This window comes from Citricoccus zhacaiensis, from assembly GCF_014645315.1.
Taxonomy (GTDB): domain Bacteria; phylum Actinomycetota; class Actinomycetes; order Actinomycetales; family Micrococcaceae; genus Citricoccus; species Citricoccus zhacaiensis.
Map to the genome: position 1 here is coordinate 22,727 of NZ_BMLQ01000002.1, position 25,877 is coordinate 48,603.

Below are 25,877 nucleotides of genomic sequence, written 5' to 3' on the forward strand. Positions count from 1 at the left end.
GGCCACCTGACAGACTGTGCTCATGTCCTCGCTCGTCCGGGCCCTGACGGTCCAGCGCCTCCTGCGGGAGGACACCACCCTGCGCATGCTCCGGATGGACACCCTCCCCCTCCTGGCCGGCGTCCTCGCCGAGCACCTGGGCGCTCCCAACGCGAAGACCCCTACCCAGGACCTGCATGAGGCGGTCGACGCGGAGCTGGACTCCCTGCGCACCCACCTCGACCTCTCAGACCGCACGGCCAAGGCCTACTGCGACGACTGGCGCCAGACCGGACTGCTCCTGCGCCGGCCCGCCTCCGACGCCCGCGCCGAGACCTACGAGCTCACCCCAGAGGCCCGTCACGGGCTGCGGGTCATCGAGGAGCTCATCGCGCCGCGGGCCGCCGCCACCGAGTCCCGGCTCGTTTCGCTGACCGGCGCCCTCCGCCAACTGGCCATCGCCACGGACCCGGACGTCGGGTCTCGGCTGGAGGCGTTGCAGGCTGAGCGAGACGCCCTGGACGAACGCATCCGCCGGGTCCGGTCCGGCGAGACCGGCGTGCTGGACTCCCGCCGCGCCCTGGAACGGGTGGGGGACATCCTGGCCCAGGCCGAGGACCTGCCCACCGACTTCGCCCGCGTCCGCGCCCGCTTCGAGGAGCTCAACCACGAGTTGCGGGTCAACATCCTGACCGGCGACGACCTGCCCGGCGGCGTGCTGGACGAGGTCTTCCGCGGCGTGGACCTGATCGAGTCCTCGGACGAGGGCCAGACCTTCGCGGGCTTCTCCCGGCTGGTGCGGGACCCGGAGATCTCCGAGTCCTTCGAGGCCGATCTGCGCTCCATCCTGGACCGGGACTTCGCGCGCAGCCTGACCCCGTCCTCCCGGACCGCGCTGCGCGGGCTCGTCCGCACCCTCAAGGACGGCTCCCGGACGGTGCAGGACTCCCTGGCGGAGTTCGCGCGCGGGCTGCGCCGTTATGTGCTCTCCCTCGAGTACCAGCGGGACCGGCAACTGCGCCTGACGCTGCAGGACGCCCTCGCCGCGGCCGTCCCGGCCCTGGCCGCCACGCGCCCCTACCATCATTCCGGCCTGGACCTGGAGATGACCGGCATGCAGGTGGCCTCGGTCGGCGAGGTCGCCCTCCACGATCCCTCGGAGTACGACGCCGGCCCGGTCCTGGATGACGCGCCGGTGGCGGTCGTGGACGTGGAGACGCTGCGGGCCATCGCCCGGCAGACCGAGATCGACTTCGCCGAACTCGAGGACAACGTCCACGCCGTCCTGACGGGGGCCACCGCCGAGCAGCGGTCCGCCGGAGTCTCCGTGGCGGAGGTCTTGGCGGCCTTCCCCGCGAGCCAGGGCGTGGCCAGCGTGGTGGGTCTGCTCTCCCTGGCCGCCCGCCACGGCACCGTGGATGCTGACCGCACGGACCTTGTCAGCTGGGACGGCGAGGACGGCCACCCGCGCCACGCCCGCGTGGTACGCCACGCCTTCACCGGAAGGATCAGGTCCTGATGACCGAGAACCCCCCACCGTCCGCCGACTCCCCCGAGGGAGCCACCGCGCCGGACCCGTCCCGCCCGATCCTGTGGTCCGGGGACACCGGCACGCTGGGCGAGGGGTCCCGGCGCGCCCTGCTGGACCTACTCAAGGGCCCCTACCTCTCCGGTGCGCGCAAGCCCCAGTTGTGGCAGTCCCTGGTGGCCGACGAGGACGCCGTGCGTTCCCGGCTGCACGACCTGTTCCTGGAGCTGGTGATCGACCACGCCGAGGAGTTCGCCTTCACGCGCAAGGTGACCACGGAGGAACTCCAGGTCCCGGCGGCACTGCGCAGCGAGGCCCTGACCTTCCTGGACACCGCCATGCTGCTGGTGTTGCGTCAGCAATTGTTGATGGCCGCGGGCGAGCGGCGAGTGATCGCCGGCCGGACGGAGGTCTTCGAACAGCTCTCGGTCTACCGCCAGGGCGATGAGTCCTCGTGGGCCCGCCGGCTGAACAGCTCCTGGACCAAGATGCTCAACAAGTTCAACGTCCTGCATACCGTGGACGAGGGCCGGGCGGAGATCTCCCCGGTGCTGAAGATGATGGTGGACCACGACCAGGCGCGCGCCTTCGCCGAGCTCTACCGGACCCTTACTCCCGCCGACACCGACGAACGTGACGATCCGGACACCAGCGGGCCCGAAGCAGAGGAGACCCCATGACCGCGCAGCAGAAGCTGGACTTCGGCCTCGGCGCCACCGCCGCTTCCTCGGCCCAGTGGCGCCTGGCGGAGGTCCAACTGGCCAACTGGGGCACCCTGGACGGGAGTATCTACCGGCTGCCCGTGGCCCGGAAGGGGCACCTGATCACCGGCCCCTCCGGCTCCGGGAAGTCCTCCATCCTGGACGCAATCGCCGCCGTGCTCACCCCGGACCAGTGGCTGCGCTTCAACCAGGCCGCGCAGGGTGGATCCGGCAAGGCACCCACCCGCAATCTCATGTCCTACCTGCGCGGGGCCTGGACCCGCACGCAGGACGAGTCCGAGGACCGGGTGGTCTCCGCCTACCTGCGTCCCCGGGCCACGTGGAGCGGCATCATCCTGCGCTACGAGTCCGGGACCGGCAAGACGGTGTCCCTGTGCCGGCTGTTCTTCCTCCGCGGCACCGCCACCACTCGGGCGGACATGCGGGACCTGTGCCTGCTGGAGCACTCGGCCGTGGACTTGTCCGAGCTGCAGCCCTTCGTGGCCCAGGGCATCCAGACCCGCAAGGTCCAGTCGGCCTGGCCGAACGCCGTGGTCACCACGAACACCGCGCACGGGCCCTTCTACGCGCGGCTGCGCTCCGTGTTCGGCATCCGAGACGCCGCTGCCCTGCAGCTGCTGCACCGGACCCAGTCCGCCAAGGGGCTGGACTCCCTGGACCAGCTCTTCCGCCACCACATGCTCGAACGCCCGGCCACCTTCGCCATGGCCGAGAAGGCCGTGGAGGAGTTCGGCGCCCTGCGCACCGCCTACGAGCGGGTGGTGGACCTGCGCCGCCAGCGGGACCACCTCGAGGGGCTGCGTGCCGCGGCCACCGAATATGAGGCGGCCCAGTCCCAGGCCGACCGGTTGCGGGACCTCCAGGACGCCGTGCACCCGTACCAGCGGATCCGTCAGCTCGAGTTGATCCAGGACGAGCTCCACGGCCTGCGCGAATCCCTCCACGGGCTGCGGGCCGCCCACGAGCAGGCCGAGGCCGTCCACGCGCAGGCACGCCAGGCACACACGGACGCGCAGCTGACCTTGCACCAGGTCGGCGGCACCCGCGTCACGGACCTGCAGCGCCAGCGCGAGGAGCTGCGGGCCCGCCGCACGGAGGTCAGCGACCGTTGGGACACGCTGCGGTCCCGCCTGGAGCGCGCCGGGATCGGCACGGTCCCGACGACGGCGGGCGAGTTCGCCGAGCTCCTCACCGAGATCGAGAAGGACCTCGAGGCCCCGGCGGCGGACCTCGGTCCCACCCACGAGCAGAACCGGGCCGCGTTCGAGACCCAGGACCGGCTCCGCCGGATCGACGCGGACATCGCTGCCCTGCGCCGCGGGTCCAGCGCGGTCCCGGCCCCGCTACTGGGAGTCCGGGAGCGGCTGGCGGAGCAGCTTGGGGTGCCCACCTCCGCCCTGCCGTTCGCTGCGGAACTCCTCGAGGTGGAGGCCGGCCAGGAGCAGTGGGCGGGGGCGATCGAGCGGGTCCTGTCCCCGCTGTCCCTGACCCTGCTGGTCCCGGCCCGGCTCCTGCGCCAGGCCCGGAGCTGGATCGACGGTCACCACCTGGGTCTGCGGCTGCGCTACGAGGAGGTCACCGGCACCACCGAGGCCGTCCGCCCGGCCCGCTCAGAGGCATCGCTGGTCCACAAGATCGCCGTCCGTCCGGGCGAGTTCCACGACTGGCTCCAGTCCCGCCTATCGTCCCGGTTCGACTACGCCTGCGTGAAGACTGCCGCCGAGCTGGATGACCACCTCCGCGCCGTCACCCTGGCCGGCCAGGTGAAGTCCTCGGCGACCAGTTACGAGAAGAACGACCGGCACCGCCTCGACGACCGCTCCCGTTGGGTCCTCGGAGACCCGGCGGCCAAGCTCGAGGCCCTGCTGGAGTCCCGGCACCTGGTGGAGGCCGAGCACGCCGAGGCGAGCGCCGCCGTCGAGCAGGCCCAGCGGGCCGCGAACCACGAGCGCGACCGGCGCACGGCCCTACAGTCCGTGCGGGAGACCCCGTGGAAGGACGTGGACCACTGGACGGTCTCCCGGGCAGCCGAGGCGGTCGAGGACCAGCTGCGGCAGCTCACCGAGGGGGACATCGGGCTGCAGGCGGCCACCGACCGCGAGCGGGCCGCCGCGTCCGAGGAGGGCGATGCGCAGACGGCGGCCCAGCAGGCCCGGCTGGAGCTGGACCGGGCCGAGACGGACGAGGCCCGGCTGGGCGCGGAGCGGGACGAGCTGCTGGCGCTGGGAGCCGGGACCGAGACGGTGCCGGAGCCGCTCGCCGTCGAGCTGGCCGCCCGCTTCCGGACAGTGCGGCGCAAGCTGACGCGGGTGTCCCTGCCGGAGACCACGCAGACGGTCCTGCGGGACATCGGCCGGGAGCTGGACGCCACGCGGTCGGCCTCGAACGGGGCAGCCACGCGCTGCACCATGCTGACCACCGAGTTCTCCCAGCTCTGGCCCTCCGTGGCGGCGGACGCCACACCGGGGGTGGAGGACCGCGGCTCCTACCTGCAGATCCTGGACCGGATCATCGGCCAGGGACTGCCCGAACACGAGTCCCGGTTCCAGCAGCTGCTGCACGAGCGGTCCTCCACCCTGATCGGGGAACTCTCCAGCGAGATCCGCTCGGCGCCCGGAGAGATCGAGAACCGGGTGGAACCCATCAACACGTCTCTCGCCCGCTCGCCCTTCGACGAGGGCCGGTTCCTGCGGCTGCGCGTCAAGACCCGGCGCTCGGAGACGGTACGGGGCTTCATGGCGGACCTGGCCGCCGTCGCCGAGCATTCCTGGTCCGAGGAGGACCTGACGGCCGCGGAGAACCGGTACCGGCGGCTGGCCGCGATCATGGACCGCTTCGCCTCCTCCGAGCATGCCGACCGGACGTGGCGGCAGGCCTGCCTGGATACCCGCGAGCACGTCACGTTCCTGGCGGACGAGGTCGATGTCCACGGCACGGCCCACGCCACGTACGACTCGGGTGCGGCCATGTCCGGCGGCCAGCAGCAGAAGCTCGTGATCTTCTGCTTGGCGGCGGCGCTGCGCTACCAGCTGGCGTCCCCGGACGATCCGCTGCCGGCCTACGGCACCGTGATCCTGGACGAGGCCTTCGACAAGGCCGATGTGCGCTACACCCGGATGGCCATGGACGTGTTCGTGGAGTTCGGCTTCCAGATGGTCCTCGCCACCCCGCAAAAGCTGCTGCAGACCATCGAGCCGTACGTCGGCGGGATCACCACCGTGGAGAACCCCAGCCGGCGCCTCACCCGGCTGGCCGATGTCACCTGGGAGTCCGGGGGCACGGCTGGTCGCGGAGACGCCGAGAGCTCGGCATGAGCCCGGACCCGATGGTCTCCCCCGAGGCAGCACGCTCCGAGGCCCGGCGCCGGCTCACCGCCTCCCACCGGCGGTGGACCCTGGACGGATGGTCGCAGCCGGTCTGGACCCTGCCCCTGCGCCCGCCGACCGAACGCCAGGTCCTGGCCGACCCCGCAGCCGCCGAGGCCTGGGTCCGCGGCTGGGCCGGACGGTCCCTGACGGCGGGCCTCAGCCTGGACTGGGAGGACCGGACCTGGCGCAGCGTCGGCACCCAACGGGTCCCCGTGCGGCTGGTCGCGCAATCACCGGAGGACCTGGCCGGATTCGCCGGCGGCCCGGTGGCGGCGGAGGCCACTCGGTTCGCCGCGCGGGTGGCGCGGATCCGCACCGACTACCCGGCCGCCGTCGGGCAGAGCCCGCTGGCCCGCTACTTGGGTGGCCCTGACGTTCCAGCAGATGATGGGGATCCCGGCGACCCCCGGCACGAGAGGCTCAACGCCGCCCTTCGCCGCCATGCGGAGCGTCTCACCGGACTGCCGGACGAGGAGTTCGACCGGATGCTGGGGGTGCTCGCGTGGCTCGCCCGGCATCCGGTCGCCGGGCTCCGGCCGCGGCAGCTACCCATCCGCGGAGTGGACTCCAAGTGGTTCTCCGTGCATCGGACCGTGCTGACGGCCCTGCACGGGGCGTTGGCGTCCGTGCCCGTGGATCTCGGCGTGGTCGACGCCGACCCGCGCGTCCGCATGCGGGTGCTGGACCCGTCGATGCGACCGGCCGGACTGGAGGACCTCGAGCTGCCCATGGCGGAGGCCGTCACACTGGATGGGGTACTGGGCGGGGCACTGGAGCGGGTGCTGATCGTGGAGAACAAGGAGACGCTGCTGTGCCTACCGGAGGCCCGCGGCGTGTTGGCCATCTGGGGGCGGGGATTCGACACCGCGGCCGCGGTGCTGCCGTGGTTGGCTGGCGTGCCGATCACCTACTGGGGTGATCTGGACTCGCAGGGATTCGCCATCCTGCACCGGTACCGTTCGCACCTGCCCCAGGTCGAGAGCGTGCTGATGGACGAGGCCACCCTGGAGGACTTCGCAGACCTCTGGGTGCCCGAGCCGAAGCCGTTCCGTGGCGCCCTGGTCACCCTCACCCCGGCCGAGTCACGGACGGTGGAGCGGCTGCGTGCTGAAGGCGACGTGCGATTGGAGCAGGAACGGGTCTCGTGGCCTTACGCGCTGGCCCGGCTGGCCTCCCACCTGCGACTGCAGGTTGATGGGTGATCCGAAACCCGTAGATTGACGGTCAAACAGCGAATCCATCGACCGACAGATCCGGAAGGGGACGCATGTCAGAGGAGATGATCCACCACGCGCGGGACGGGTTTCCGCTCGGGGTCCAGACCAGCGGCCCGGCGGAGGGAGATGAGGCAGAGAAGGCGTTGCCGGCGCTACTGTTGCTGCCCGGCCAGTCGAACTCACACCATTGGTGGGACCGCGTCCGCGGCGGATTCGAGGAGGCGTTCCGGACGGTGACCTTTGACTACCGCGGTACCGGGAACAGCCGCGGCGAGCTGGGAGCGTGGACCACGGAGGGATTCGCCGACGACGCCGCCGAGGTCCTGTGCCACCTCGGCATCCGCTCCGCGGCCGTGTTCGGCACCTCGATGGGCGGCCGGGTGGCCCAGATGCTCGCCGCCCACCACCCCGAGCGTGTCTGGGCCCTGGTGTTGGGCTGCACCTCCCCCGGCGGGGAGCATGCCCACGAGCGCAAAGCCGAGACCCGACGGTGGCTGGCCCGGGGCGCCCGCGAGGAGCAGCAGGCCAAGCTGCACGAGCTCTTCTACACCCCCGACTGGCCGGGAACCCCCGCGCAAAGCACCCTGCTGGGCGATCCCACCATGCGCCCGCGCGAGCAGGTGGGCCACCGCAGGGCCAGCGACCGCCATGACGCCTGGGAGGCACTGCCCTCGATCACCGCTCCCACGCTGGTCCTGCACGGCACCGAGGACCTCATGGTCCCGGCCGAGAACGCCGCACTGATCACCCAGCGGATTCCCGACGCGCGGATGCGCCTCTACCCGGGCGGCCGGCACGGCTTCTTCGAGGAGTTCGCCGAGGAGGTGCTGCCGGACATCCTGGCGTTCCTGGCCGACGTCGTGCCCTCCGGTTCCTGAGACCGCCGCAGTACGGCGGACCAGGGCCCATAGCCCCACCCTCTGAATCCAGAGCCTTTGAGTATTTTTGCGTTCAAGAACGCGGGGCTAGGCTGACCCCAATCCCGCCGGCGTGAGCCACGGCATACTCGGCGGGCGGTCCGCCCAGTGAAGGAGTCCTGCGGATGTTCATCGCCCCCACGGAGGTGGTCCTCGCCACCACTGCTGACGATCTGCAGACGGCCCGCACGCAGGCCGGCTCGTGGCGGTCCAAGGAGATGGGCATCCCGGACCGGTACCTCTCCGATGCCGCCTTGGCGGACCTGGCGGCGGCCGCAGAGTCCGTGCAGGATGCCGGCTTCGCCCGTGCCGTGATGGCCGTCCAGTCCGCCCGCGCCGGTGACTTCGCCCCGATCCCGAACATCAACTCCGCCGTGGAACTCTTCCGCGAATTCCTCAAGGACGGGCTGATCGACGGCTGGCTCTACGTCCAGGAGCCCGACGGCTACCTGCACCCCTACCTGGTGATGGACATCGGGCTGGACCACGGTGACCGCACCCGCCCGCCGCGCATCAAGATCACGATGGAGGCGGACAATCCCACGGTCAAGCGCCCCTCCCGGGCACCGCGGCTGCTGCAGTTCGACGAGACCGAGCTGGTCGGCAAGACGCCCGCGGACGTCCTGACCGCGCATCGGGCGTTCAAGGAGACGGAGCGGCTGCGGGCGGAGTACCAGGAGCGCCGGGATGCGTTCCAGGACATCATCGACCACGACTTCGGCCAGCAGTTCGTCTTCACCGGCCGTGCCATGCGCACCGAGGACTACCGCTCGGCCCATGACCGCACCCACCGCAAGGTCGTCCACGACGTGGCCCCGGACGAACGGGCACCCCTGCGGATGGTGGCCTCCTCCGTCCTCTTCGACGAACAGGAGACCGGCGCGGTCCCCGTGGTCACCGCCGTGCGTGTGTTCGACCTCGCCGCCCAGGACTACCTGGACGTCAACACCGCCGACCTCACCCGTTACGAGTACAACCCGGGGCTGCGGGACAAGCTGGTGCTGCCGGACGACCAGCGCGAGCTGCTGGACATCCTCACCTCGGACATCTCCGTGTTCACCGGAGACATCATCGAGGGCAAGTCCGCCGGGAACGTGATCCTGGCCCGCGGCCGGCCCGGCGTCGGCAAGACGCTGACTGCCGAGGTGTACGCCGAGGTCATCGGACGCCCGCTCTACTCCATCCACACCGGCTCTCTGGGCATCCCGCGGAACTGGTGCGTAAGAACCTCGAGGAAATCTTCGTCCAGGCCAAGCGCTGGGACGCCGTGCTGCTGCTGGACGAGGCCGACGTCTTCGTGCTGGAGCGCGGGTTCGAATTGCACCAGAACGCGATCGTGGCCGAGTTCCTGCGCACCCTCGAGTACTACGACGGGCTGCTGTTCCTCACCACGAACCGGATCGACGAGGTGGACGGGGCCATCCTCGCCCGTTGTGCCGCCGTCATCGACTACCGCTCCCCCGAGCCGGATGCCGCCCGCCAGATCTGGCAGACCTTCGCCGCCGGCCACCAGGTCACCCTGCCCGATGGCCTGCTGGACCAGCTCGTGGACGGCTTCCCGGACATCACGCCCCGGGACATCAAAATGCTGCTGAGGCTCGGCCTGCGCATGGCCGCCCACCGGGACACGGCACCGGATCTCGACGTCTTCACCGCCGCCGCCCGCTTCCGAGGGCTGCAGTACATCCCGTCCAGCCCATAGACGACACCACCGCACATCCGCATATCCGCACAGGACGAAAGAGAGCAGGAATCATGACCCAGGACAGCTACAACGAGGAGACCGTCGCCCGCGCCGCCGATTCCGGAGCCAACGCCTCGGCACGGTTCCGCGAGCGCATGGCCGCCCAGTCCGCCGGCGGCGTGGTGGACACCGAGCGCGTCAACCACCTGGCCTCCCGCGCGGTGAAGGCCCTCAATGACATCGTGCTCGAGGAGAGGGTCAGCTACGAGGAGTACAACGCCTTCAAGGCCTGGCTGATCCGCGTGGGCGAGGACGGCGAGTGGCCGCTGTTCCTGGACGTCTGGCTGGAGCACTCCGTCGAGGAGGTCGCCAACGAGCACCGTGAGGGCTCCAAGGGCACCATCGAGGGCCCCTACTACCTCGAGGACTCCCCCGAGGTCCCGTGGAACGGCACCATCCCGATGCGTGAGGACGAGCCGGGCACCCCGTTCACCTTCACCGGCCAGGTCCGCGCCGTGGACGGCTCCCCGCTGCCCGGGGCCAAGCTGGAACTGTGGCACGCCGATGACCTGGGCTTCTACTCCCAGTTCGCCCCCGGCCTGCCCGAATGGAACCTGCGCGCCACCTGGACCGCCAACGAGGACGGCCGCTTCGAGATCCACACCGTTCGCCCCGCGCCCTACCAGATCCCCACCGACGGCGCCTGCGGCCAGCTCATCGAGGCCGCCGGCTGGCACGCCTGGCGCCCAGCCCACCTGCACTTCAAGGTGCATGCCCCGGGCCACCACAAGCTGACCGCCCAGCTCTACTTCCCGGGCGACCCGCACAACGAGGACGACATCGCCTCGGCCGTGAAGCCCGAACTGATGCTGGACCCGCAGCCGAACCCGGACGGCGAGGGCGAGATCACCCACTACGACTTCGTCCTCGACCCGGAGCAGTGATCCGTCACTGACCCCTGCGTTGTTGGGCGCGGAGAAAGGGGGTACGCGTACGCGCACCCCTTTTCTCTGCCCCACAGCTTCTCTGCCCCACAGCGCCTTCGACTGGCTGGCTAGCTCCGCTCCGCCCGCAGCTCCCGCTTGAGCAGCTTGCCGGACTGGTTCCGCGGCAGCTCGGCCACGAAGTCCACGCGCTTGGGAACCTTGAAGTCCGCGATCTTCGACTTCACGTGGGCACGGACGGCCTCGGCGGTCAGCTCGGCACCGTCCTTGAGCACGACGACGGCCGTCACCGCCTCGATCCAGCGCTCGTCCGGCAGCCCCACCACGGCGACCTCGGCGACTTCCTCCAGCTCGTAGATGCAGTCCTCCACCTCCCGCGGGGCCACGAGCACGCCACCGGTGTTGATGACGTCCTTGATGCGGTCCACGATCTGCAGGTAGCCCTGCTCGTCCTGGGTGGCCTGGTCGCCGGAACGGAACCAGCCGTCGTCGAACGCCTCGGCCGTGGCCTCCGGCTTGTTCCAGTACCCGCTCATCAGCTGCGGGGACCGGTACTGCACCTCTCCGGGCTCACCCGGCCGCGCCAACGCACCCTCCGCCGTGACCAGCCGGGCCTCGACGAACAACACAGGCCGGCCGCAGGAGGCGGGCCGCGCGTGGTGCTCCTCGGGGCGGAGAACCGTGCACAGCGGGGCCATCTCGGACTGGCCGAAGCAGTTGTAGAAGCCGATTCTCGGGTACCGCTCGCGCAGCCGCTGCAGCACGGTCACCGGCATGATCGAGGCACCGTACTGCGCCTTGGTCAGCGAGGAGAGGTCGCGGGCGTCCAGGTCCGGGTGGTTGCTCAGCGGCACCCACACGGTGGGCGCGAGGAAGAGCGAGCCGATGTGCTCGGCCTCCACGAACCGCAGGACCTCCGGCACGTCGGGCTTGGGCAGCAGCCGGACGGTCGCACCGAGGGTCAGGTACGGCATGAGAAACACGTGCATCGCCGCCGAGTGGTAGAGCGGCATGCACACCAGCGGCCGGTCCTCCTCCGTCAGGTCGAGGGCGACGATGGTGGACACGTACTCGGAGATCAGCGCCTGGTGGGACATCATGGCGCCCTTGGGGGCCGACGTCGTGCCCGAGGTGTACAGCAACTGGACCAGGTCGGCGTCGCCGATGGACAGGTCCAGCGGGGTGTCCGGCGCCGACTCGTCCAGGGCCGTGGTCAGCAGCGCCGCGTCCGGTGCGCCGGCCGCGGAACCGTCCGTGCCGCCGTCGGGAAGGCCTCCGTCGGCAAAGAACGGCCAGAGCTGCCCGACGCCGGCCGCTCGCCCCTGGTCCCGGACCTCGCCGATGCGCGGCATCAGCGCGGGATCCGCCACGAGCAGTGCGGCGCCGGAATCCTCGAGGATGTAGGCCAGCTCCTCGCCCTTCAGCGCGAAGTTGACCGGCACGTGCACGTATCCGGCGGTGGCACAGGCGAGGAAGAGGATCGCGTAGGCGTCCGAGTTCAGCCCGTAGGCGGCCACGCGGGAGCCGTCCGGCAGCCCGGTGTCCCGCAGCCGGTGGGTCACCCGGTGCACGGCCTGCTCCAGCTCGGAATAGGTCCACTCGCGGTCCTCGAACCGCAGTGCCGTGTTCGTCCCATTCCGCGAGGCGGTCCGCGCAAGCAGGGTGCCGAGGGTGTTGGCCCCGGCGCGGGTGATGGCCTGGTCGGGTGCTTCGGTCTCCGTGGTCATGGTCAGAGCCTTTCGATGATGGTGACGTTGGCCTGGCCGCCGCCCTCGCACATGGTCTGGAGTCCATAGCGGCCGCCGGTGCGCTCGAGCTCGTGCAGCAGCGAGGTCATCAGGCGGGCCCCGGTGGCCCCGATCGGGTGGCCCAGCGCGATCGCCCCGCCGTTGACGTTCACCTTCTCCGGATCCGCGCCGGTCTCCTGCAACCAGGCGAGCACGACGGCGGCGAACGCCTCGTTGATCTCCACCAGGTCGATCTCCTCCAGGGTGAGCCCCGACTTCTCCAGGGCGTACTTCGTGGCGGGGATCGGCGCGGAGAGCATCATCACCGGGTCCGCACCCCGCGCGGAGAGATGGTGGATCCGGGCCCGCGGTTTCAGACCATGCCGTTCCACCGCGGCCGGCGAGGCGATCAACAGGGCGGCAGCGCCGTCGGACATCTGGGACGCCGAGGCGGCCGTGTGCGCACCGCCGGGAAGGATCGGGTTTAGGGAGCGGATCTTGTCCAGGTCCGGCTCGCGCGGGCCCTCGTCCTGGGTCACGGACTCGGCACCCGGGACCGGGATGATCTCGCGCTCGAAGTGACCGGCGGACCGGGCGGCCAGGGCTCGCTGCTGCGAGATCACGGCGAACTCCTCGAGCTGGTCCCGGGTGAAACCCCACCGCTCCACCATCATCTCCACCCCGCGGAACTGGGAGATCTCCTGGTCGCCATAGCGCTCGGCCCAGGACGCGGACCCGTTAAAGGGGTCGTCGAAGCCGAACTCGCGGGCGGCCTGGTTGGAGTAGGACAGCGGGATGGCGGACATCGACTGCACCCCGCCGGCCACCACCAGGTCACTCGTGCCGGACATGACGGCCTGCGCCGCGTAGTGGATGGCCTGCTGACCGGAACCGCACTGGCGCTCCACCGTGGTGCCCGGGACGGACTCGGAACCACCCGCGGCCAGCCAGGCACTGCGGGCGATGTCCATGGCCTGAGGTCCCACCTGGTCGATGCAGCCCAGGATCACCTCGTCATAGAGCTCCGTGTCCACCCCGGCCCGGGCGATGATCTCGCGGATCGGAGCCGCCGCCAGGTCCAGCGGGTGGACGTGCGCCAGCCCCTTGCCGCGGCGCCCCACGGGTGTGCGGACGGCATCGACGATGTAAGCCTCGGTCATGGTGGTCCTCTCGGAAGAAGCGGCATCGATGCCGGGGGCACGATGTGGCGATTGCCATACTCACTAGTAGCATTCCCCAGCCGCCGACCTGTTGTCCAGATCACTCCACGCTGACGCCGGCGGCGCTAGGATGGTTGATCGGGACGCCGGAAACCACGGTGGACCTGCGGATGGGACGGCCCATTCCGGCTTGTTGCGAGGGGGACGGCCCCTTCAGGACAGGACCCGAACCGCCATGGCCAGTTCACCGGCATCTTCCACCACCTCCCGGGGGTCCTCCCCCGTGCGCACCATCCTCACGCCCGCCGCCCTCGTCCGCCTCGGCGTGGGCTGGGGGACCTTCCTGGCCCTGGCCCTGTCCGGCCCGCTGCTGGAGCCGCCCCTCCCCGGACCTTTGCTGATCATCGCCCTGGCGGTGATCGTCGGGGTCATCCTGCTCTGCTCCTTCGGGGTGGTGCACGAGGCCGAGCACCTCGCCCGCCGCCTCGGCGACCCCTACGGGACCCTCGTGTTGACTCTCTCGATCGTGCTGATCGAGGTCGTGCTGATCGCCGCCGTCATGCTGGGCCCCGGCGAGCATGCCACGATCGCGCGGGACTCGGTCATGGCCGTCTCCATGATCATCCTCAACGCGGTGATCGGACTGTCCCTCCTCTTGGGCGGGCTGCGCCACGGCGGCCTCGCGCACAACCGCACCGGCGCCTCCGCCTACCTCGCCCTCTTGGTCCCGCTGGCCGCGATGGCGCTGGCGCTGCCCGCGGTGATCGGCCGCAACGGCGCGTACACCCCGGGCCAGGAGATCCCGATCATCGTCCTCACCCTGGCCCTGTACGGGTTCTTCCTGGTCCGGCAGATGGGGCCGCAGGCTGCGGATTTCCGCGAAGTCGACGCCGGCCCGGCCGCCACGGCCGGGACCTTCACCACAGCCCCGGCCGCCCCCAGCATCCGGGACACCCTGACGCGCCACCGCGGCGAGATCATCGCCCGGGTGGCCCTGCTGGTGGCGACCGTGCTGCCCATCGTGCTGCTCTCCCATGACATGGCCGCCCTGCTGGACGACGGCCTGGAACGCCTCGGGGCACCCGTGGCCCTGAGCGGAGTGCTGATCGCCATGATCGTGTTCCTGCCCGAGGCCATCACCTCGGTGCGCGCCGCCCTGGGGGGAGAGATCCAGCGGGTCAGTAACCTCTGCCACGGCGCCCTGGTCTCCACGGTGGGGCTGACCATCCCCGCGGTGCTGATCATCGGCCTGCTCACCGGACAGGACGTCGTGCTGGCCGAGTCGCCGGCCAACCTGCTCCTGCTGGGAGTGACGTTGCTGCTGTCCGTGACCACCTTGGCGGCGAGGAAGGTGACCGCCCTGCACGGAGCCGCCCACCTCGTGGTGTTCGCTGTCTACGGCATCGCGCTCTTCTCCTGAGCCTCCTCAACCTGCCGAGGCGAGTCGCTGCCGTTGCTGGATAGGCCGGCGCGTGCGAACGGTTCACCGGTGGGCACTGACCTGGATACCCTGTCGCCCATGTCCACCACCCCCGCCCTGCGCGGCCTGGCCCAGGTCAACATCCCTGCCGACGACGTGGCCGCCACCCGCGACTGGTACGCCCAGGCCCTCGGCGTCCAGCCGTACTTTCAGCAGCCCGACGCCGGGTCGCCCGCCTATGTCGAGTTTCGGCTTGGCGACCGCCGGGACGAACTCGGGATCATCGACCGCCGTTACCTGCCGTCACCGGAGGGCCACACCGGTGGCGGTGGGATTATCGCCCGCTGGCACGCGGATGATCTCGAGGGAATGGTCGCCCACCTGATGTCGATCGGGGCCACCGAGCACGAGCCCATCACTCCGCGAGGGGACGAGGGCTTCGTGACAGCCTCCATGCTGGACCCCTTCGGGAACATCCTGGGGCTCATCCACAGCCCGCACTTCCTCGAACAGCTCTGAGCCGCCCAGGTCCCGTGACCCGTGACCCGCGACCCCGCGACCCGTGACCCGTGACCCGAGTCCGGGAGACCAGCTGTGAGATGTCCCGCCGATCGTGAGAATTCCCCGTCATCATGGCCGTGATTTTTCACGATCATCGGGAAAGTTCCATTGAGGCAGGGACAGGGTAGAGGTCAGCCCATTTCTGCCTATAACCCGTCGGCCCCAACGCAAAGACCCCGGAAACCGTGAGGTTTCCGGGGTCTGACTGCGGAGGATGGGGGATTTGAACCCCCGAGGGCGTTAACCCAACACGCGTTCCAGGCGTGCGCCATAGGCCGCTAGGCGAATCCTCCTGAGGTGCCCAAGTTCCGGATGCGCGTGGCAACCGACTCAAGAGCAGGATTCATCGTACCTGACCGAAGGCCTCGGGGACCAATCGGCTCATTCCGCCCCGGCCACACCGGGCTCCACGTCCCTCACGATAGCCAGGGCGAAGCCGTCCCAGCCCTTGCCGCCGACGGTCTGCAGGGCCGTGCCGTCCAGCCGCGGATCATCCCCCTGCCGCTGCAGGTAGGCGCGGATCCCGGCCACGTCTGCGGCGTCGGCACCGGTGCCGGAGTCGTCCAGCACCCGGCCGCCGCGGACCACGTTGTCCCCGATGATCACGGTGCCGGGCCGGGAGAGCTTCAGGGCAGCATCGAGGTAGTTGGCATTGTTGGCCTTGTCCGCGTCGATGAAGACCACGTCGAAGGGACCCGCCCCGGAGTCGATGAGCTCCTGCACTGTGGCCAGCGCCGCCCCGACGCGGATCTGAACCCGGTCTCCCAGTCCCGCGGCGTCCAGATTCGCTCGGGCCACCTCGGCATGACGTGGTTCGTATTCGAGCGTGGTGACTGTGCCCCCGGGCCCGACGGCGGCCGCGAACCATTGCGTCGAGTACCCACCGAGGGTGCCGAACTCCAGCACCGAGCGGGCCCCGGCCAGTTCGGCGATCAGGCCCATCAGCTTGCCCTGCCCGGCGGGCACCTCGATCGGCGGCAGCCCGGCCTCGTGGGTGGCAGCTCGGGTGCGATCAGAAGCCGCGTCGGGCCGGATCGCGGTCTCCACGAGGTAGTCGTCAACGGCGCTCCACTGCTCACGTGAGGTCATGCGCCCAGACTAGGGGCCGGTTCAACCGGGAGACAGGGAGGGCTTCACGTTCTGACCCACTCGTTCAGCGAGATCACATCGGGCGGCGGACGCTGGTAGTATGGACGACGGCCCCTCACGTGGTGTCATCTCGCTGAACTCCCCCAGGACCGGAAGGTAGCAAGGGTAAGTGGGCTCTGGCAGGTGCGTGGGGGGTCTTTAATTTCCCCTCCAGTTCCCACCCTTCCCGCCGCTGTGTCACCACCAGCCGCGCCACCTTCCCGGAGGTCCCGTGCCCGCAGGCCGCTACGCCCCCAGTCCGTCCGGAGACCTGCACCTGGGCAACCTCCGCACCGCGATCCTGGCGTGGCTGTACGCCCGTCACTCGGACCGGACGTTCCTCCTGCGCATCGAGGATTTGGACCGCGTCCGCTCCGGCGCCGAGGCCCAGCAGGTCGCCGACCTGGCGGCCATCGGCCTCACCTGGGACGCCGAACCGGTCCGCCAGTCCGAGCGGATCCACCTCTACGAGGACGCCCTCACCGCACTGGGCGGGGCAGGCGGGAAGGACGCTCTCGGCAGCGGCCTCGTCTACGAGTGCTACTGCTCCCGCAAGGACATCGCCGAGGCCACGAGCGCCCCGCACCTCGCTCCTCACGACGCGGCCTCTTCTGCGCCCCACCCGCCCGCTGAGGCCACCGCCGCCACCGGCCCCGGCGGCGCTGCACCCCTCCTCTTGCCACCCGGTTCGTATCCCGGGACCTGCCGGAACCTCACCGAGTCAGAGCGCGAGCGTCGCCGCGCCGAACGGCCCGCTGCCCTGCGGATCAACGCCGCCCGCGCCGCCGGGCTGCCGGACGGCCAGGCGCCGGTCCACCGCATCACGGACCGGCTGAATGGAACGGTGGAGGCCGCCGTCGACGATTTCGTGCTGCGCCGCAATGATGGGGCGTTTGCCTACAACCTGGCGGTCGTCGTCGACGATCTGGCCCAGGGGGTGGACCAGGTGGTGCGCGGGGACGACCTGCTCTCCTCCACGCCGCGGCAGGACTGGCTGGCCCGGCTGCTGGCCGAGCGCATGGGCCGACCCGCGCCGGAGACCGAGTACGTGCACGTCCCGCTGGTGCTGAATGCCGCCGGCCAGCGCCTGGCGAAACGGGACGGCGCCGTGACGCTGGCGGACCTGGCGGCCCTGCCGGCCAGCTCCGCACACGGAGACCAAGGGTCCGACGTCGGCTGGTCGCCCGAGCGCGTCAGGGACCTGTTGCTGGACTCACTCGGCCTGCCGGCTGGCCCCCTGGACCGAGCGCTGACCCGCTTCGATCCGGACGCGGTACCAGGCTCCCCCTGGACTCCGCCGCTGCCTCCTCCACAGACCCCCGCCGACCCTGCGGGGACCCCCGAAGAGAAGATAAGGTTCCATAGGTGACTACCGCCCTGTACCGCCGCTACCGTCCCGACTCCTTCGAGGACATCATTGGCCAGGAGCACGTCACCGTGCCGCTGATGACCGCCCTGTCCAAGGACCGGGTCAACCACGCCTACCTCTTCTCCGGTCCGCGCGGCTGCGGCAAGACGACCTCGGCCCGCGTCCTCGCCCGCTGCCTGAACTGTGCTGAGGGACCCACCGGCCACCCGTGCGGGGTGTGCGACTCCTGCCGGGAACTGGCCACCGGCGGCTCGGGTGCCCTGGACGTCATCGAGATCGACGCGGCCTCGCACGGCGGCGTCGATGATGCCCGCGACCTGCGCGAACGCGCCACCTTCGCCCCCGTGCGGGACCGGTACAAGATCTTCATCATCGATGAGGCCCACATGGTCACCTCGGCTGGCTTCAACGCGCTGCTGAAGATCGTGGAGGAGCCCCCGCCCCACATCAAGTTCATCTTCGCCACCACCGAGCCGGACAAGGTGATCGGGACCATCCGCTCCCGCACGCACCACTACCCGTTCCGCCTAGTGCCGCCGGAGCCGCTCATGGAGTACCTCGAGCGGCTGTGCGTGCAGGAGAACATGGAGGTGGAGCCGGGCGTGCTCTCCCTGGTGGTCCGCTCCGGCGGCGGCTCCGTGCGTGACACCCTGTCCGTGCTCGACCAGCTCATGGCCGGCGCCGCCGAGGGCGCGATCGGCTACGAGCTGGCCGTGAACCTGCTCGGCTACACCCCGGACGCCCTGCTGGACGACGTGGTGGACGCCGTGGCCGCCGCCGACTCCCAGACCGTGTTCCGCGTGGTGGACCGGGTGGTGCAGTCCGGCCAGGACCCGCGCCGCTTCGTCGAGGACCTGCTGGAGCGGTTCCGGGATCTCATCATCGTCAAGGCCATGCCGGAGTCAGCCTCCGCCGTGCTGCACGGCATGCCCGAGGACCAGGTCCGCCGCCTCGAGACCCAGTCCGCCCAGCTGGGCCACGGCGAGATCTCCCGCGCCGCGGACATCACCAACCAGGCCCTGACCGAGATGGTCGGCGCCACCAGCCCGCGCCTGCACCTCGAGCTGCTGATGGCCCGGCTGATGCTGCCCACCACGGACGCCACCGAACGCGGGTTGGCCGCCCGCCTGGATCGGATCGAACGGCGGCTCGCCTATGGCGGCGGCCCGGACGTCCCTGAAGCACCCTCAGCGCACGACGCCGGCCCTGCCGCTCCCGGCCGCCCCGCACCTGCCGCGCCGGTCACCTCTGGTGCACCCCGGACTGCGTCCGAGGGCTCGAACCGCGGCTACTCCCCCGACGGTCAACAGCAGGGCTCGCAGGGCACTCCGACCGGCGGAGCTGACGCCTCGGGCCTGTCCGGTGCGGCCTTGGCCCGGGCCGCGATGAAGCGTGGCGAGACGGCGGATCAGTCGGCGCCCCCGGCCCAGGACGACAATGCGCCGCGCGCCGAGCAGCGAGTCGATCAGCATGCTGAGCAGCGCGTCGATCAGCGGGGCGACCAGCGGAGCGCCCCGGCCGCCGATGAGCCCGCAGGGACCCACGCCGGCCCGCCGTCCATGCCTGCCGCCGGGACTCCGGCCGCCGCGATGCCAACCGCACCACCGGCCCGCCCCGCTGGCGCTCCTTCGCCCGACTGGGGCGGAGGCTGGGGCTTCGCCCCGGAACCGGAACAGCAGGAACAGCAGGAACAGCAGGAACAGCCGGCAGCAGAGCACACTCCGGCAGCACCGCCGGCCACTCCTCCCACGCACGGCGGTTCCACCTCGCAGGTGGAGATGATCCGCCGGGCATGGCCGGAGATCCTCGGCTACCTGGAGGAGCACTCACGGCTCATCTGGATGCTGGTCTCCCAGAACGCCTCCGTGGCGGGTTTCGACGGTCAGCTGCTGACTATCGGCTTCTCCGGCGACGGCCCCCGAGACACCGTCCAGCGGCGCGGCGGCGATCAGGTCATCTCCGAGGCGGTCCACTCGGTCCTCGGGATCCAGCCGAAGCTGGACCTCATCACCGGAGGGTCCGCGCCAGCGGGTGGTTCCAGCCCAAAAGCTGAGGGCCGCCCCGCACTGGCGGCCCCGCAGCCGGAGGCACCGCGGCCGGAGGCACCGCGGCCCGCTTCCGCGTCCGCACCCGCAGATCCAGCATTTGCCGCGGTGACCGCCACCGAGCCACCCGCCGAACCCGCTGCGGCTCCTGCACCACAGGGCCGCGTCATGGAGGCGAATGCGGACGCCGGCACGGAGGCCAACGCCGACGATGACGCCGATGATGAGACCTCCCTTGATCCGGTCGAGGAAGCCGCCACCGGCCCGGGGCATCCCGCCGAGCCGGAGGACTTGGCCGCCGATGACGTCCCGGTCTCCGACTGGGATGGCTCCGGCGGACCGTATCCGTACGACGACGTCCCGCCGCCACCCTATGACGAACCAGAGCCCGAGGATGACGGCGGCTATGCACGCCAGTGGGGCGAAGATCCCGCCCCGGCCCCAGCTCCGACTCCGACTCCGGTGCAGACTCGAGCTTCGGAGCCCGCGTCGGGTGGCATCCCGCGTCCCGAACCCGCGGCGGGTGGCATCCCGCGGCCTGAACCCACCGCTGCTCCGATCCCCCGGCCCGAGCCCGGCTTCGGCGGCATCCCGTCGTTCGCCAAGCCGGAGGCCGAGATGACGGCCGCGCGTGAGGCCACGCCGGCCAGTGCACCTACGCCCGCGGCGGCGGAGACTCCCCACCACCGGCGGTCCAGCCGCTTCCAGCAGATGATGGAGGAGTACAACCAGTCCCAGGGCGGTGCACCCGCCGCGGGAAACGCGGGGGGAGGCGTCGGCCGGCCCGGGGTGACTGGGGCGGCGGGGCCGGCGTCGGGAACTTCCGACGGCGGCGGCGGTGCGACCGGGAACGGGGCACCCGGGTCCGTAAACTGGAGCGACGAGGTTCCCAGCGAGGACGACATCACCATTGAGGAATCCGGCATCGCCGGGCGCAAGGTGGTCGAGCGACTGCTGGGCGGCCGCTTCATCGAGGAACGCATGCTGGACGGGAGTCCCCTGTCCTGACGCGTCCTGATCCGACGCTCCTGGCCCCGCAGGAACCCTCCCCTCCGGCCCATCGGCCGGTCCAGCAACGCAGAAAGTGGTCGGTAGCGTGTACGAAGGTGCGGTCCAGGACCTGATCGACGAACTCGGACGGTTGCCCGGCATCGGGCCGAAGTCAGCCCAGCGCATCGCCTTCCACGTCCTGGAGGCCGAAGCGGAGGACATGATGCGGCTGGCCGACGCGATCCGCACGGTCAAGGACAAGGTCAAGCACTGCAGCATCTGCTTCAACGTCTCTGAACAGGAGACATGCTCCATCTGCCGTGACGATCGCCGGGACCGGGCCCAGGTCTGCGTGGTGGAGGAGTCCAAGGACGTCATGGCGATCGAGCGGACCCGTACCTTCCGCGGCCGGTATCACGTGCTGGGCGGCTCCATCAATCCAATCGCGGGCATCGGCCCGGACCAGCTGCACATCCGCGAGCTGTTGACCCGGCTGCAGAACGCCGAGATCGAGGAGGTCATCCTCGCGACCGATCCGAACCTCGAGGGCGAGGCGACCGCCACCTATCTGGCCCGAATGCTCGGCTCGACGGGCCTGAAGGTCACGCGCCTGGCCTCCGGACTACCGGTGGGCGGAGACCTCGAATACGCCGACGAGGTCACCCTCGGCCGTGCCTTCGAGGGCCGGCGCAACGTCGCCGGCTGATCCGGGGCCCTGGTCAGAGCAGACTCTCAGAACTGACGGTCAGGGCAGCCGGTTGAAGGAGAAGTGCGAGCCGTCAGCCTCACCGGAGACCGTGCTGAAGGGCTCGTGCAGGCGTCCGAGGAGGCGGTCGACCGTCTGCCGGAAGTGCCCCGCCAGGGTCTCCGAGGCGGCTTGGCCGTCGCCGTCTGAGAGCTGGCGCAGCAACGTGCGGTGGATGTCGAGGATGTCGGTCCGCACCACATAGCCGTCCGCGTGCGAGAGGGCGGCGATGCGCGTCTGGATGATCAGCGTGGACGCGAAGGACATCAGCCGCAGGTTGCCGGTGGCCTCGACCAGTCCGTAGTGCAGGTCCAGGTCCGCGTCCCCGATCCGGCGGGCATCAGTGCCGTCCTCGAGCGCTGAGGCCAGCGCGGCCAGCAGGTCCTCGGCCGAGGCGATGTGCCGACGCCGCTCCTCGGGATCCAGTGCTGCGATCTGGCGCACGGCAGCGCTCTCGATCGCGAGCCGGGCCTGGTAGAGGTCTTCGACCTGGTCCGCGCCGACTGCCACCACGCGCAGGCCTGCCCCGGGGCGGGCCACGAGCAGGCCCTCCTGGACCAGTCGTTGGGCCGATTCCCGCAGGGGGCCGCGGCTGACTCCGAGTTGGGAGGCCACCTCGGCCTCGCGGACGGAGGACCCCGGCATCAGGGTGCCCCCGTAGATCGCGTTGCGCAGTTCCACGGCGATCAAGTCGACTGTCGAGGGACGGCGCACCGTGTTGACCAGAGGCCTGGTGACCGGTCCGTTCCGGCGGGCCGAACCCCGGTCCTGGGTCTGGTTCATGTGGCGGTTCCTTTCGACGCAACCACGATCATTCCATGCGACGAACCCTGATCATTCCACGCGAATCGTTACATTGTCGACATTCTTCAGGTCGACGATCCAATGGTGGCCCCGTTCACATTCTGCTAACGTCGGCCCCAGGTTGCCAGCGATTTCCGTGGCGCCGGACACAGTGGGGGACGATCCCCGACCCTCTTGTGACCGCTTCCGCGTATCGCCCAGACCACGACGCACCGCACCCAAGCACCGTCACGATTCGCACCACCGGCCCTCCCGCCGGCAGCCCGGGAGGTCCGGACAGCTGAGGAGCACGCCATGACCATCCAGCACCTGACCACCCTGACCTCTCCCGCCGGCACATCCCGCAAGCGCCGGCTCCTGCAGGGGGCGGGCCTGTTGGCCGCCTCGGCCCTGATGCTCACGGCCTGCGGCGGGGGTGACGGCGGCGCTGAGGGCGGCGACGGCGGCGAGGGCACCACCGCAGCGGCCGAGGGCAACACCCTGGAACGCCTCCAGGAGGAGGGCACCATCACCGTCGGCATCGCCGGCGAGGTCCCTTACTCCTACCTGGAGGACGGCGAGCCTGCCGGGGCCACCGTGGCCATGCACGAGAAGATCTTCGCGGACATGGGCATCGAGAACGTCGAGGCCGAGCTGGTCGAGTGGAACTCGCTGATCCCGGGTCTGAACGCCGGCCGCTTCGACGCCGTCTCCGCCGGCATGTCCATCCTTCCGGATCGCTGCGCCCAGGCCGCGTTCTCCGATCCGGAGATCATGTACACCACCACCCTGATGGTGGCCGAGGGCAATCCCCTGGGTCTGACCGACCTGGACTCCGTCAAGGAGAAGATGGATGCCGGCGAGAACGTCAACCTGGCCGTGCTGGCCGGCGGCATCGAGGCCGGCTACGCCGAGTCCCTGGGCCTGGACGTCCAGTCCGTCCCGGATGCCCAGACCGGCATGGACACCGTGGCCAACGGCCGAGCGGACGCCTTCGCCATGACCGCGATCTCCCTGAACACCCTGGCCGAGGAGAACCCGGATGCCGGCGTCGAGACCACTGATGCCTTCGTCCAGGTGATCGACGGCGTGGAGCAGATCGGCGCCGGCGGCACCGTGTTCCGCCAGGATGACACCGAGTTGCTGGAGGCCTACAACGAGGCACTGGCATCCGTCACCGAGTCCGAGGAGACCTACTTGGAGGTGGTGGGCGACTACGGCTTCACCGCCGAGAACCTCCCCCCGGAGGACCTGACCACCGAACAGCTGTGCGCAGGCGAACTGGGCTGATAGTCGGTGCTTGACAACCTCCAAGCCACAGCGGAGGCCTGGCCGTTCCTAGCCCAGGGACTGTGGGTGACCATCCAGCTCACCGTCATGGGTTCGGCGCTGTCCCTCGTCCTCGCCGTTGTCCTCGGGCTGATGGCCGGGGCCTCCAACAAGGCCCTGGCCATCCCCGGCCGGATCATCATCGAGTTCTTCCGCGGGACCTCCCTGGTGGTCCAACTGTTCTTCATCTTCTTCGTCCTGCCCCAGTTCGGGGTGGAGTTGCCCGGCATGGTCGTGGGGGTGCTCGCCTTGGGCCTGAACTACGGGGCCTACTCCGCGGAGGTGGTGCGCGGCTCCATCGCCTCGGTGCCGCAGGGACAGTGGGAAGCCACCACCGCTTTGTCCATGTCTCCGGTCCACCGGATGCGGCGGGTGATCTTCCCGCAGGCCTGGGCTCTGATGATCCCGTCCCTGGCCACCCTGATGGTCCACCTGCTCAAGGGCACGGCCATCGTCAGCGTCATCCTCCTGCGGGACTTCACGTTCTACCTGGACCAGCTCACCCGGCAGACAGACACATTCTGGGCCTACGCCGCCGTCGGGCTGGTGGGGTACTTCCTCCTCGCCCTGATCCTGACGCTCTTCATGAATGCGTTGGAGGCCCGCGCCAAGCACCGGCTGGGCCGGGGCCCGTCCCTGCGTGAGGTCCTCTCGCCCACGCCCACCAACAAGAACTCACTGTCCACGGCGGGAGGTGGCGTCTGATGGAGAACCAGCGCCAGCCCTGGAACTGGGACCTCGCCTTCGAGGCCCTGCCGGACATCCTCTTGGCATTCCTCCAAGTCACCCTGTTGGTGACCGTCGTCGCCACCCTGATCGCGGCCGTCCTCGGCCTGGTCTGGGCCATGATCATCCGGCTGGCCCCGCAGCCGATCTCCGGGATCGTCAAGTGGGTCGTCAGCTTCATCCGGATGACCCCGATCGTCGTGCAGCTGCTGTTCGCCTACTACACGTTCCTGATGTTCGATGCGATCCCCATCGGGATCGTGGTGTTCGGCATCCACTACTCGACGTACATGTCCGAGGTGTACCGCGCCGGCATCGATGCCGTGCCGAAGGGCCAGTGGGAGGCCACCACGGCACTGTCCATGTCCACGCGACGCACCTGGACCGCCGTCGTGATCCCCCAGGCCCTGCGCGCCACCGTGCCGGCCCTGGGCAACTACGCCATCTCCATGTTCAAGGACACGCCGTTCCTGCTGGTGATCGGAGTGGTGGAGATGGTCAACGCCGCCCAGATCTTCGGTGGAAACAACTTCCGCTACGTGGAGGCCATCACGCTGGCCGGCATCATCTTCCTGCTGGCCAGCTACCCCACGTCCGTCCTCGTCCGCCGATTGGAGAAGCGACTTGCCTACGCCTACTGACCCCGGTGCCACCACCCCCGGTGACCGCGCCGGTGGCGCCACTGCGGCTGCCGCCGGCCACGCTACAAGGGGCACCGCCCCCATCATCGAGTTCCGGGACGTGGAGAAGCGCTTCGGTGACAACGTGGTGCTCAAGGACCTGAACTTCCACGTCAACAAGGGTGAGCGGGTGACCCTGATCGGTCCGTCCGGCTCCGGCAAGACCACCATCCTGCGGCTGGTCATGACCCTGGAGGAGGCCACGGACGGGATGATCCTCATCGACGGGGATCCCCTGACCCACCGGATCGAGGGTGGCAAACGGGTCCGGCTGTCCAACAAGGAGATCAAGAAGACCCGCACCCGGATCGGCATGGTGTTCCAGCAGTTCAACCTGTTCCCGAACATGACCGTGATCCAGAACATCACGGAGTCCCCCATCCACGTGCTGGGCCAGTCCAAGGACGAGGCCCGGGCCAAGGCCAAAGACCTGCTGCACAAGGTCGGGCTGGATGACAAGGCGGACGCCCACCCCTCGTCCCTGTCCGGCGGTCAGCAGCAGCGCGTGGCCATCGCGCGAGCCCTGGCCATGGACCCGGAGATCCTGTTGCTGGACGAGGTGACCTCCGCCCTGGACCCGGAGATCGTGGACGAGGTGCTCGGCATCCTGCGGAACATCGCAGACACCACGGACATCACCATGCTGATCGTCACCCACGAGATGCAGTTCGCCCGGGACGTCTCGGACCGGGTGCTGATGTTCGACGGCGGCGCGATCGTGGAGGACGCCGATCCGCACACCATGTTCACAGCGCCGACCCATGACCGCACGAAGAAGTTCCTCCGTGCCGTCCTCGGCGAGGGCCAGATCGGCACCCGCTGACCCCTAGCACTGTCCGGCCCATCCCACCGGAG

Annotated in this window: 21 protein-coding genes, 1 tRNA gene and 1 other RNA gene; 17 read left to right on the top strand and 6 right to left on the bottom strand. The window is 70.0% G+C overall.

Features of this window, described 5'->3' with window-relative positions:
- Nucleotides 1-22: 22 nt before the first annotated feature.
- The 5 genes from IEX49_RS03560 to IEX49_RS03580 all read left to right on the top strand — a co-directional run bounded on the left by IEX49_RS03560 (nt 23) and on the right by IEX49_RS03580 (nt 7,692).
- Nucleotides 23-1,498 carry a DUF3375 domain-containing protein gene (locus tag IEX49_RS03560; protein WP_188804320.1) on the top strand — a complete coding sequence of 492 codons (1,476 nt, stop codon included), beginning with the start codon at nt 23-25 and terminating at the stop codon, nt 1,496-1,498.
- Nucleotides 1,498-2,187, top strand: coding sequence for a DUF4194 domain-containing protein (locus IEX49_RS03565; RefSeq protein ID WP_188804321.1), 690 nt, complete (start codon nt 1,498-1,500; stop codon nt 2,185-2,187). Before IEX49_RS03560 ends, IEX49_RS03565 begins: the two co-directional genes overlap by 1 nt.
- Complete coding sequence (locus IEX49_RS03570) at nt 2,184-5,543, top strand: ATP-binding protein (RefSeq protein ID WP_188804322.1); 3,360 nt, start codon at nt 2,184-2,186, stop codon at nt 5,541-5,543. The genes IEX49_RS03565 and IEX49_RS03570 overlap by 4 nt, the downstream gene beginning before the upstream one ends.
- Nucleotides 5,540-6,799, top strand: a complete 1,260-nt coding sequence (locus IEX49_RS03575; RefSeq protein WP_188804323.1) for a Wadjet anti-phage system protein JetD domain-containing protein — start codon at nt 5,540-5,542, stop codon at nt 6,797-6,799. The genes IEX49_RS03570 and IEX49_RS03575 overlap by 4 nt, the downstream gene beginning before the upstream one ends.
- A gap of 65 nt (nt 6,800-6,864) precedes the next feature.
- Nucleotides 6,865-7,692, top strand: a complete 828-nt coding sequence (locus tag IEX49_RS03580) for an alpha/beta fold hydrolase (RefSeq protein WP_229672199.1) — start codon at nt 6,865-6,867, stop codon at nt 7,690-7,692.
- Here the strand turns inward: IEX49_RS03580 and IEX49_RS17115 are convergent.
- Nucleotides 7,593-8,918 carry a hypothetical protein gene (locus tag IEX49_RS17115; RefSeq protein ID WP_373286671.1) on the bottom strand — a complete coding sequence of 442 codons (1,326 nt, stop codon included), beginning with the start codon at nt 8,916-8,918 and terminating at the stop codon, nt 7,593-7,595. The two genes, IEX49_RS03580 and IEX49_RS17115, sit on opposite strands and share 100 nt — an antisense overlap.
- Nucleotides 8,919-8,998: 80 nt before the next feature.
- Here IEX49_RS17115 and IEX49_RS17195 point away from each other — a divergent pair, with 80 nt between their 5' ends.
- On the top strand, nt 8,999-9,433 hold the full coding sequence (locus IEX49_RS17195) for a hypothetical protein (protein WP_505625263.1): 435 nt from the start codon (nt 8,999-9,001) through the stop codon (nt 9,431-9,433).
- A 53-nt stretch (nt 9,434-9,486) separates the two neighbouring features.
- Complete coding sequence (catA, locus tag IEX49_RS03590) at nt 9,487-10,359, top strand: catechol 1,2-dioxygenase (RefSeq protein WP_159553903.1); 873 nt, start codon at nt 9,487-9,489, stop codon at nt 10,357-10,359.
- Between the two features lie 110 nt (nt 10,360-10,469).
- Here the strand turns inward: catA and IEX49_RS03595 are convergent, their stop codons facing one another.
- On the bottom strand, nt 10,470-12,086 hold the full coding sequence (locus IEX49_RS03595) for a fatty acyl-CoA synthetase (RefSeq protein ID WP_188804324.1): 1,617 nt from the start codon (nt 12,084-12,086) through the stop codon (nt 10,470-10,472).
- A 2-nt stretch (nt 12,087-12,088) separates the two neighbouring features.
- A complete protein-coding gene (locus IEX49_RS03600) occupies nt 12,089-13,246 on the bottom strand; it encodes an acetyl-CoA C-acetyltransferase (RefSeq protein ID WP_188804325.1) in 1,158 nt (385 codons plus the stop codon).
- A 235-nt stretch (nt 13,247-13,481) separates the two neighbouring features.
- On the opposite strand from IEX49_RS03600, the gene IEX49_RS03605 reads away from it, so the two are divergent.
- On the top strand, nt 13,482-14,666 hold the full coding sequence (locus IEX49_RS03605) for a calcium:cation antiporter (protein WP_188804326.1): 1,185 nt from the start codon (nt 13,482-13,484) through the stop codon (nt 14,664-14,666).
- Nucleotides 14,667-14,765: 99 nt separating this feature from the next.
- Nucleotides 14,766-15,185, top strand: a complete 420-nt coding sequence (locus IEX49_RS03610; RefSeq protein WP_188804327.1) for a VOC family protein — start codon at nt 14,766-14,768, stop codon at nt 15,183-15,185.
- 250 nt (nt 15,186-15,435) lie between these two features.
- Here the strand turns inward: IEX49_RS03610 and IEX49_RS03615 are convergent.
- Nucleotides 15,436-15,520 (bottom strand) — tRNA-Ser (locus tag IEX49_RS03615).
- An 88-nt stretch (nt 15,521-15,608) separates the two neighbouring features.
- Nucleotides 15,609-16,316: an O-methyltransferase gene (locus IEX49_RS03620; RefSeq protein WP_188804328.1), complete on the bottom strand. Its 708-nt coding sequence runs from the start codon at nt 16,314-16,316 to the stop codon at nt 15,609-15,611.
- A gap of 106 nt (nt 16,317-16,422) precedes the next feature.
- On the opposite strand from IEX49_RS03620, the gene ffs reads away from it, so the two are divergent.
- The 4 genes from ffs to recR all read left to right on the top strand — a co-directional run bounded on the left by ffs (nt 16,423) and on the right by recR (nt 21,465).
- Nucleotides 16,423-16,519: signal recognition particle sRNA small type (gene ffs, locus IEX49_RS03625), an RNA gene on the top strand.
- 68 nt (nt 16,520-16,587) lie between these two features.
- Nucleotides 16,588-17,724: a tRNA glutamyl-Q(34) synthetase GluQRS gene (gene gluQRS, locus IEX49_RS03630; protein WP_188804329.1), complete on the top strand. Its 1,137-nt coding sequence runs from the start codon at nt 16,588-16,590 to the stop codon at nt 17,722-17,724.
- Nucleotides 17,721-20,777 (top strand): DNA polymerase III subunit gamma and tau, encoded by a 3,057-nt coding sequence (locus tag IEX49_RS03635; RefSeq protein ID WP_188804330.1) that lies wholly within the window; start codon nt 17,721-17,723, stop codon nt 20,775-20,777. The genes gluQRS and IEX49_RS03635 overlap by 4 nt, the downstream gene beginning before the upstream one ends.
- An 88-nt stretch (nt 20,778-20,865) precedes the next feature.
- A complete protein-coding gene (gene recR, locus IEX49_RS03640; RefSeq protein ID WP_188804331.1) occupies nt 20,866-21,465 on the top strand; it encodes a recombination mediator RecR in 600 nt (199 codons plus the stop codon).
- A gap of 39 nt (nt 21,466-21,504) precedes the next feature.
- Here recR and IEX49_RS03645 read toward each other — a convergent pair whose 3' ends face one another.
- The gene (locus IEX49_RS03645; protein ID WP_188804332.1) at nt 21,505-22,287 is read right to left on the bottom strand and encodes a GntR family transcriptional regulator; all 783 of its coding nucleotides are present in this window, start codon (nt 22,285-22,287) and stop codon (nt 21,505-21,507) included.
- Nucleotides 22,288-22,602: 315 nt separating this feature from the next.
- Here IEX49_RS03645 and ehuB point away from each other — a divergent pair, with 315 nt between their 5' ends.
- From ehuB to IEX49_RS03665, 4 genes are read left to right on the top strand one after another with little or no spacing between them, the layout of a single operon-like run.
- Nucleotides 22,603-23,577: an ectoine/hydroxyectoine ABC transporter substrate-binding protein EhuB gene (gene ehuB, locus IEX49_RS03650; protein WP_188804333.1), complete on the top strand. Its 975-nt coding sequence runs from the start codon at nt 22,603-22,605 to the stop codon at nt 23,575-23,577.
- A 6-nt stretch (nt 23,578-23,583) separates the two neighbouring features.
- Nucleotides 23,584-24,321, top strand: coding sequence for an amino acid ABC transporter permease (locus IEX49_RS03655; protein WP_188804334.1), 738 nt, complete (start codon nt 23,584-23,586; stop codon nt 24,319-24,321).
- The gene (gene ehuD / locus IEX49_RS03660; protein ID WP_188804335.1) at nt 24,321-24,983 is read left to right on the top strand and encodes an ectoine/hydroxyectoine ABC transporter permease subunit EhuD; all 663 of its coding nucleotides are present in this window, start codon (nt 24,321-24,323) and stop codon (nt 24,981-24,983) included. Before IEX49_RS03655 ends, ehuD begins: the two co-directional genes overlap by 1 nt.
- Nucleotides 24,967-25,845 carry an amino acid ABC transporter ATP-binding protein gene (locus tag IEX49_RS03665; protein WP_373286672.1) on the top strand — a complete coding sequence of 293 codons (879 nt, stop codon included), beginning with the start codon at nt 24,967-24,969 and terminating at the stop codon, nt 25,843-25,845. Before ehuD ends, IEX49_RS03665 begins: the two co-directional genes overlap by 17 nt.
- Nucleotides 25,846-25,877 lie beyond the last annotated feature (32 nt).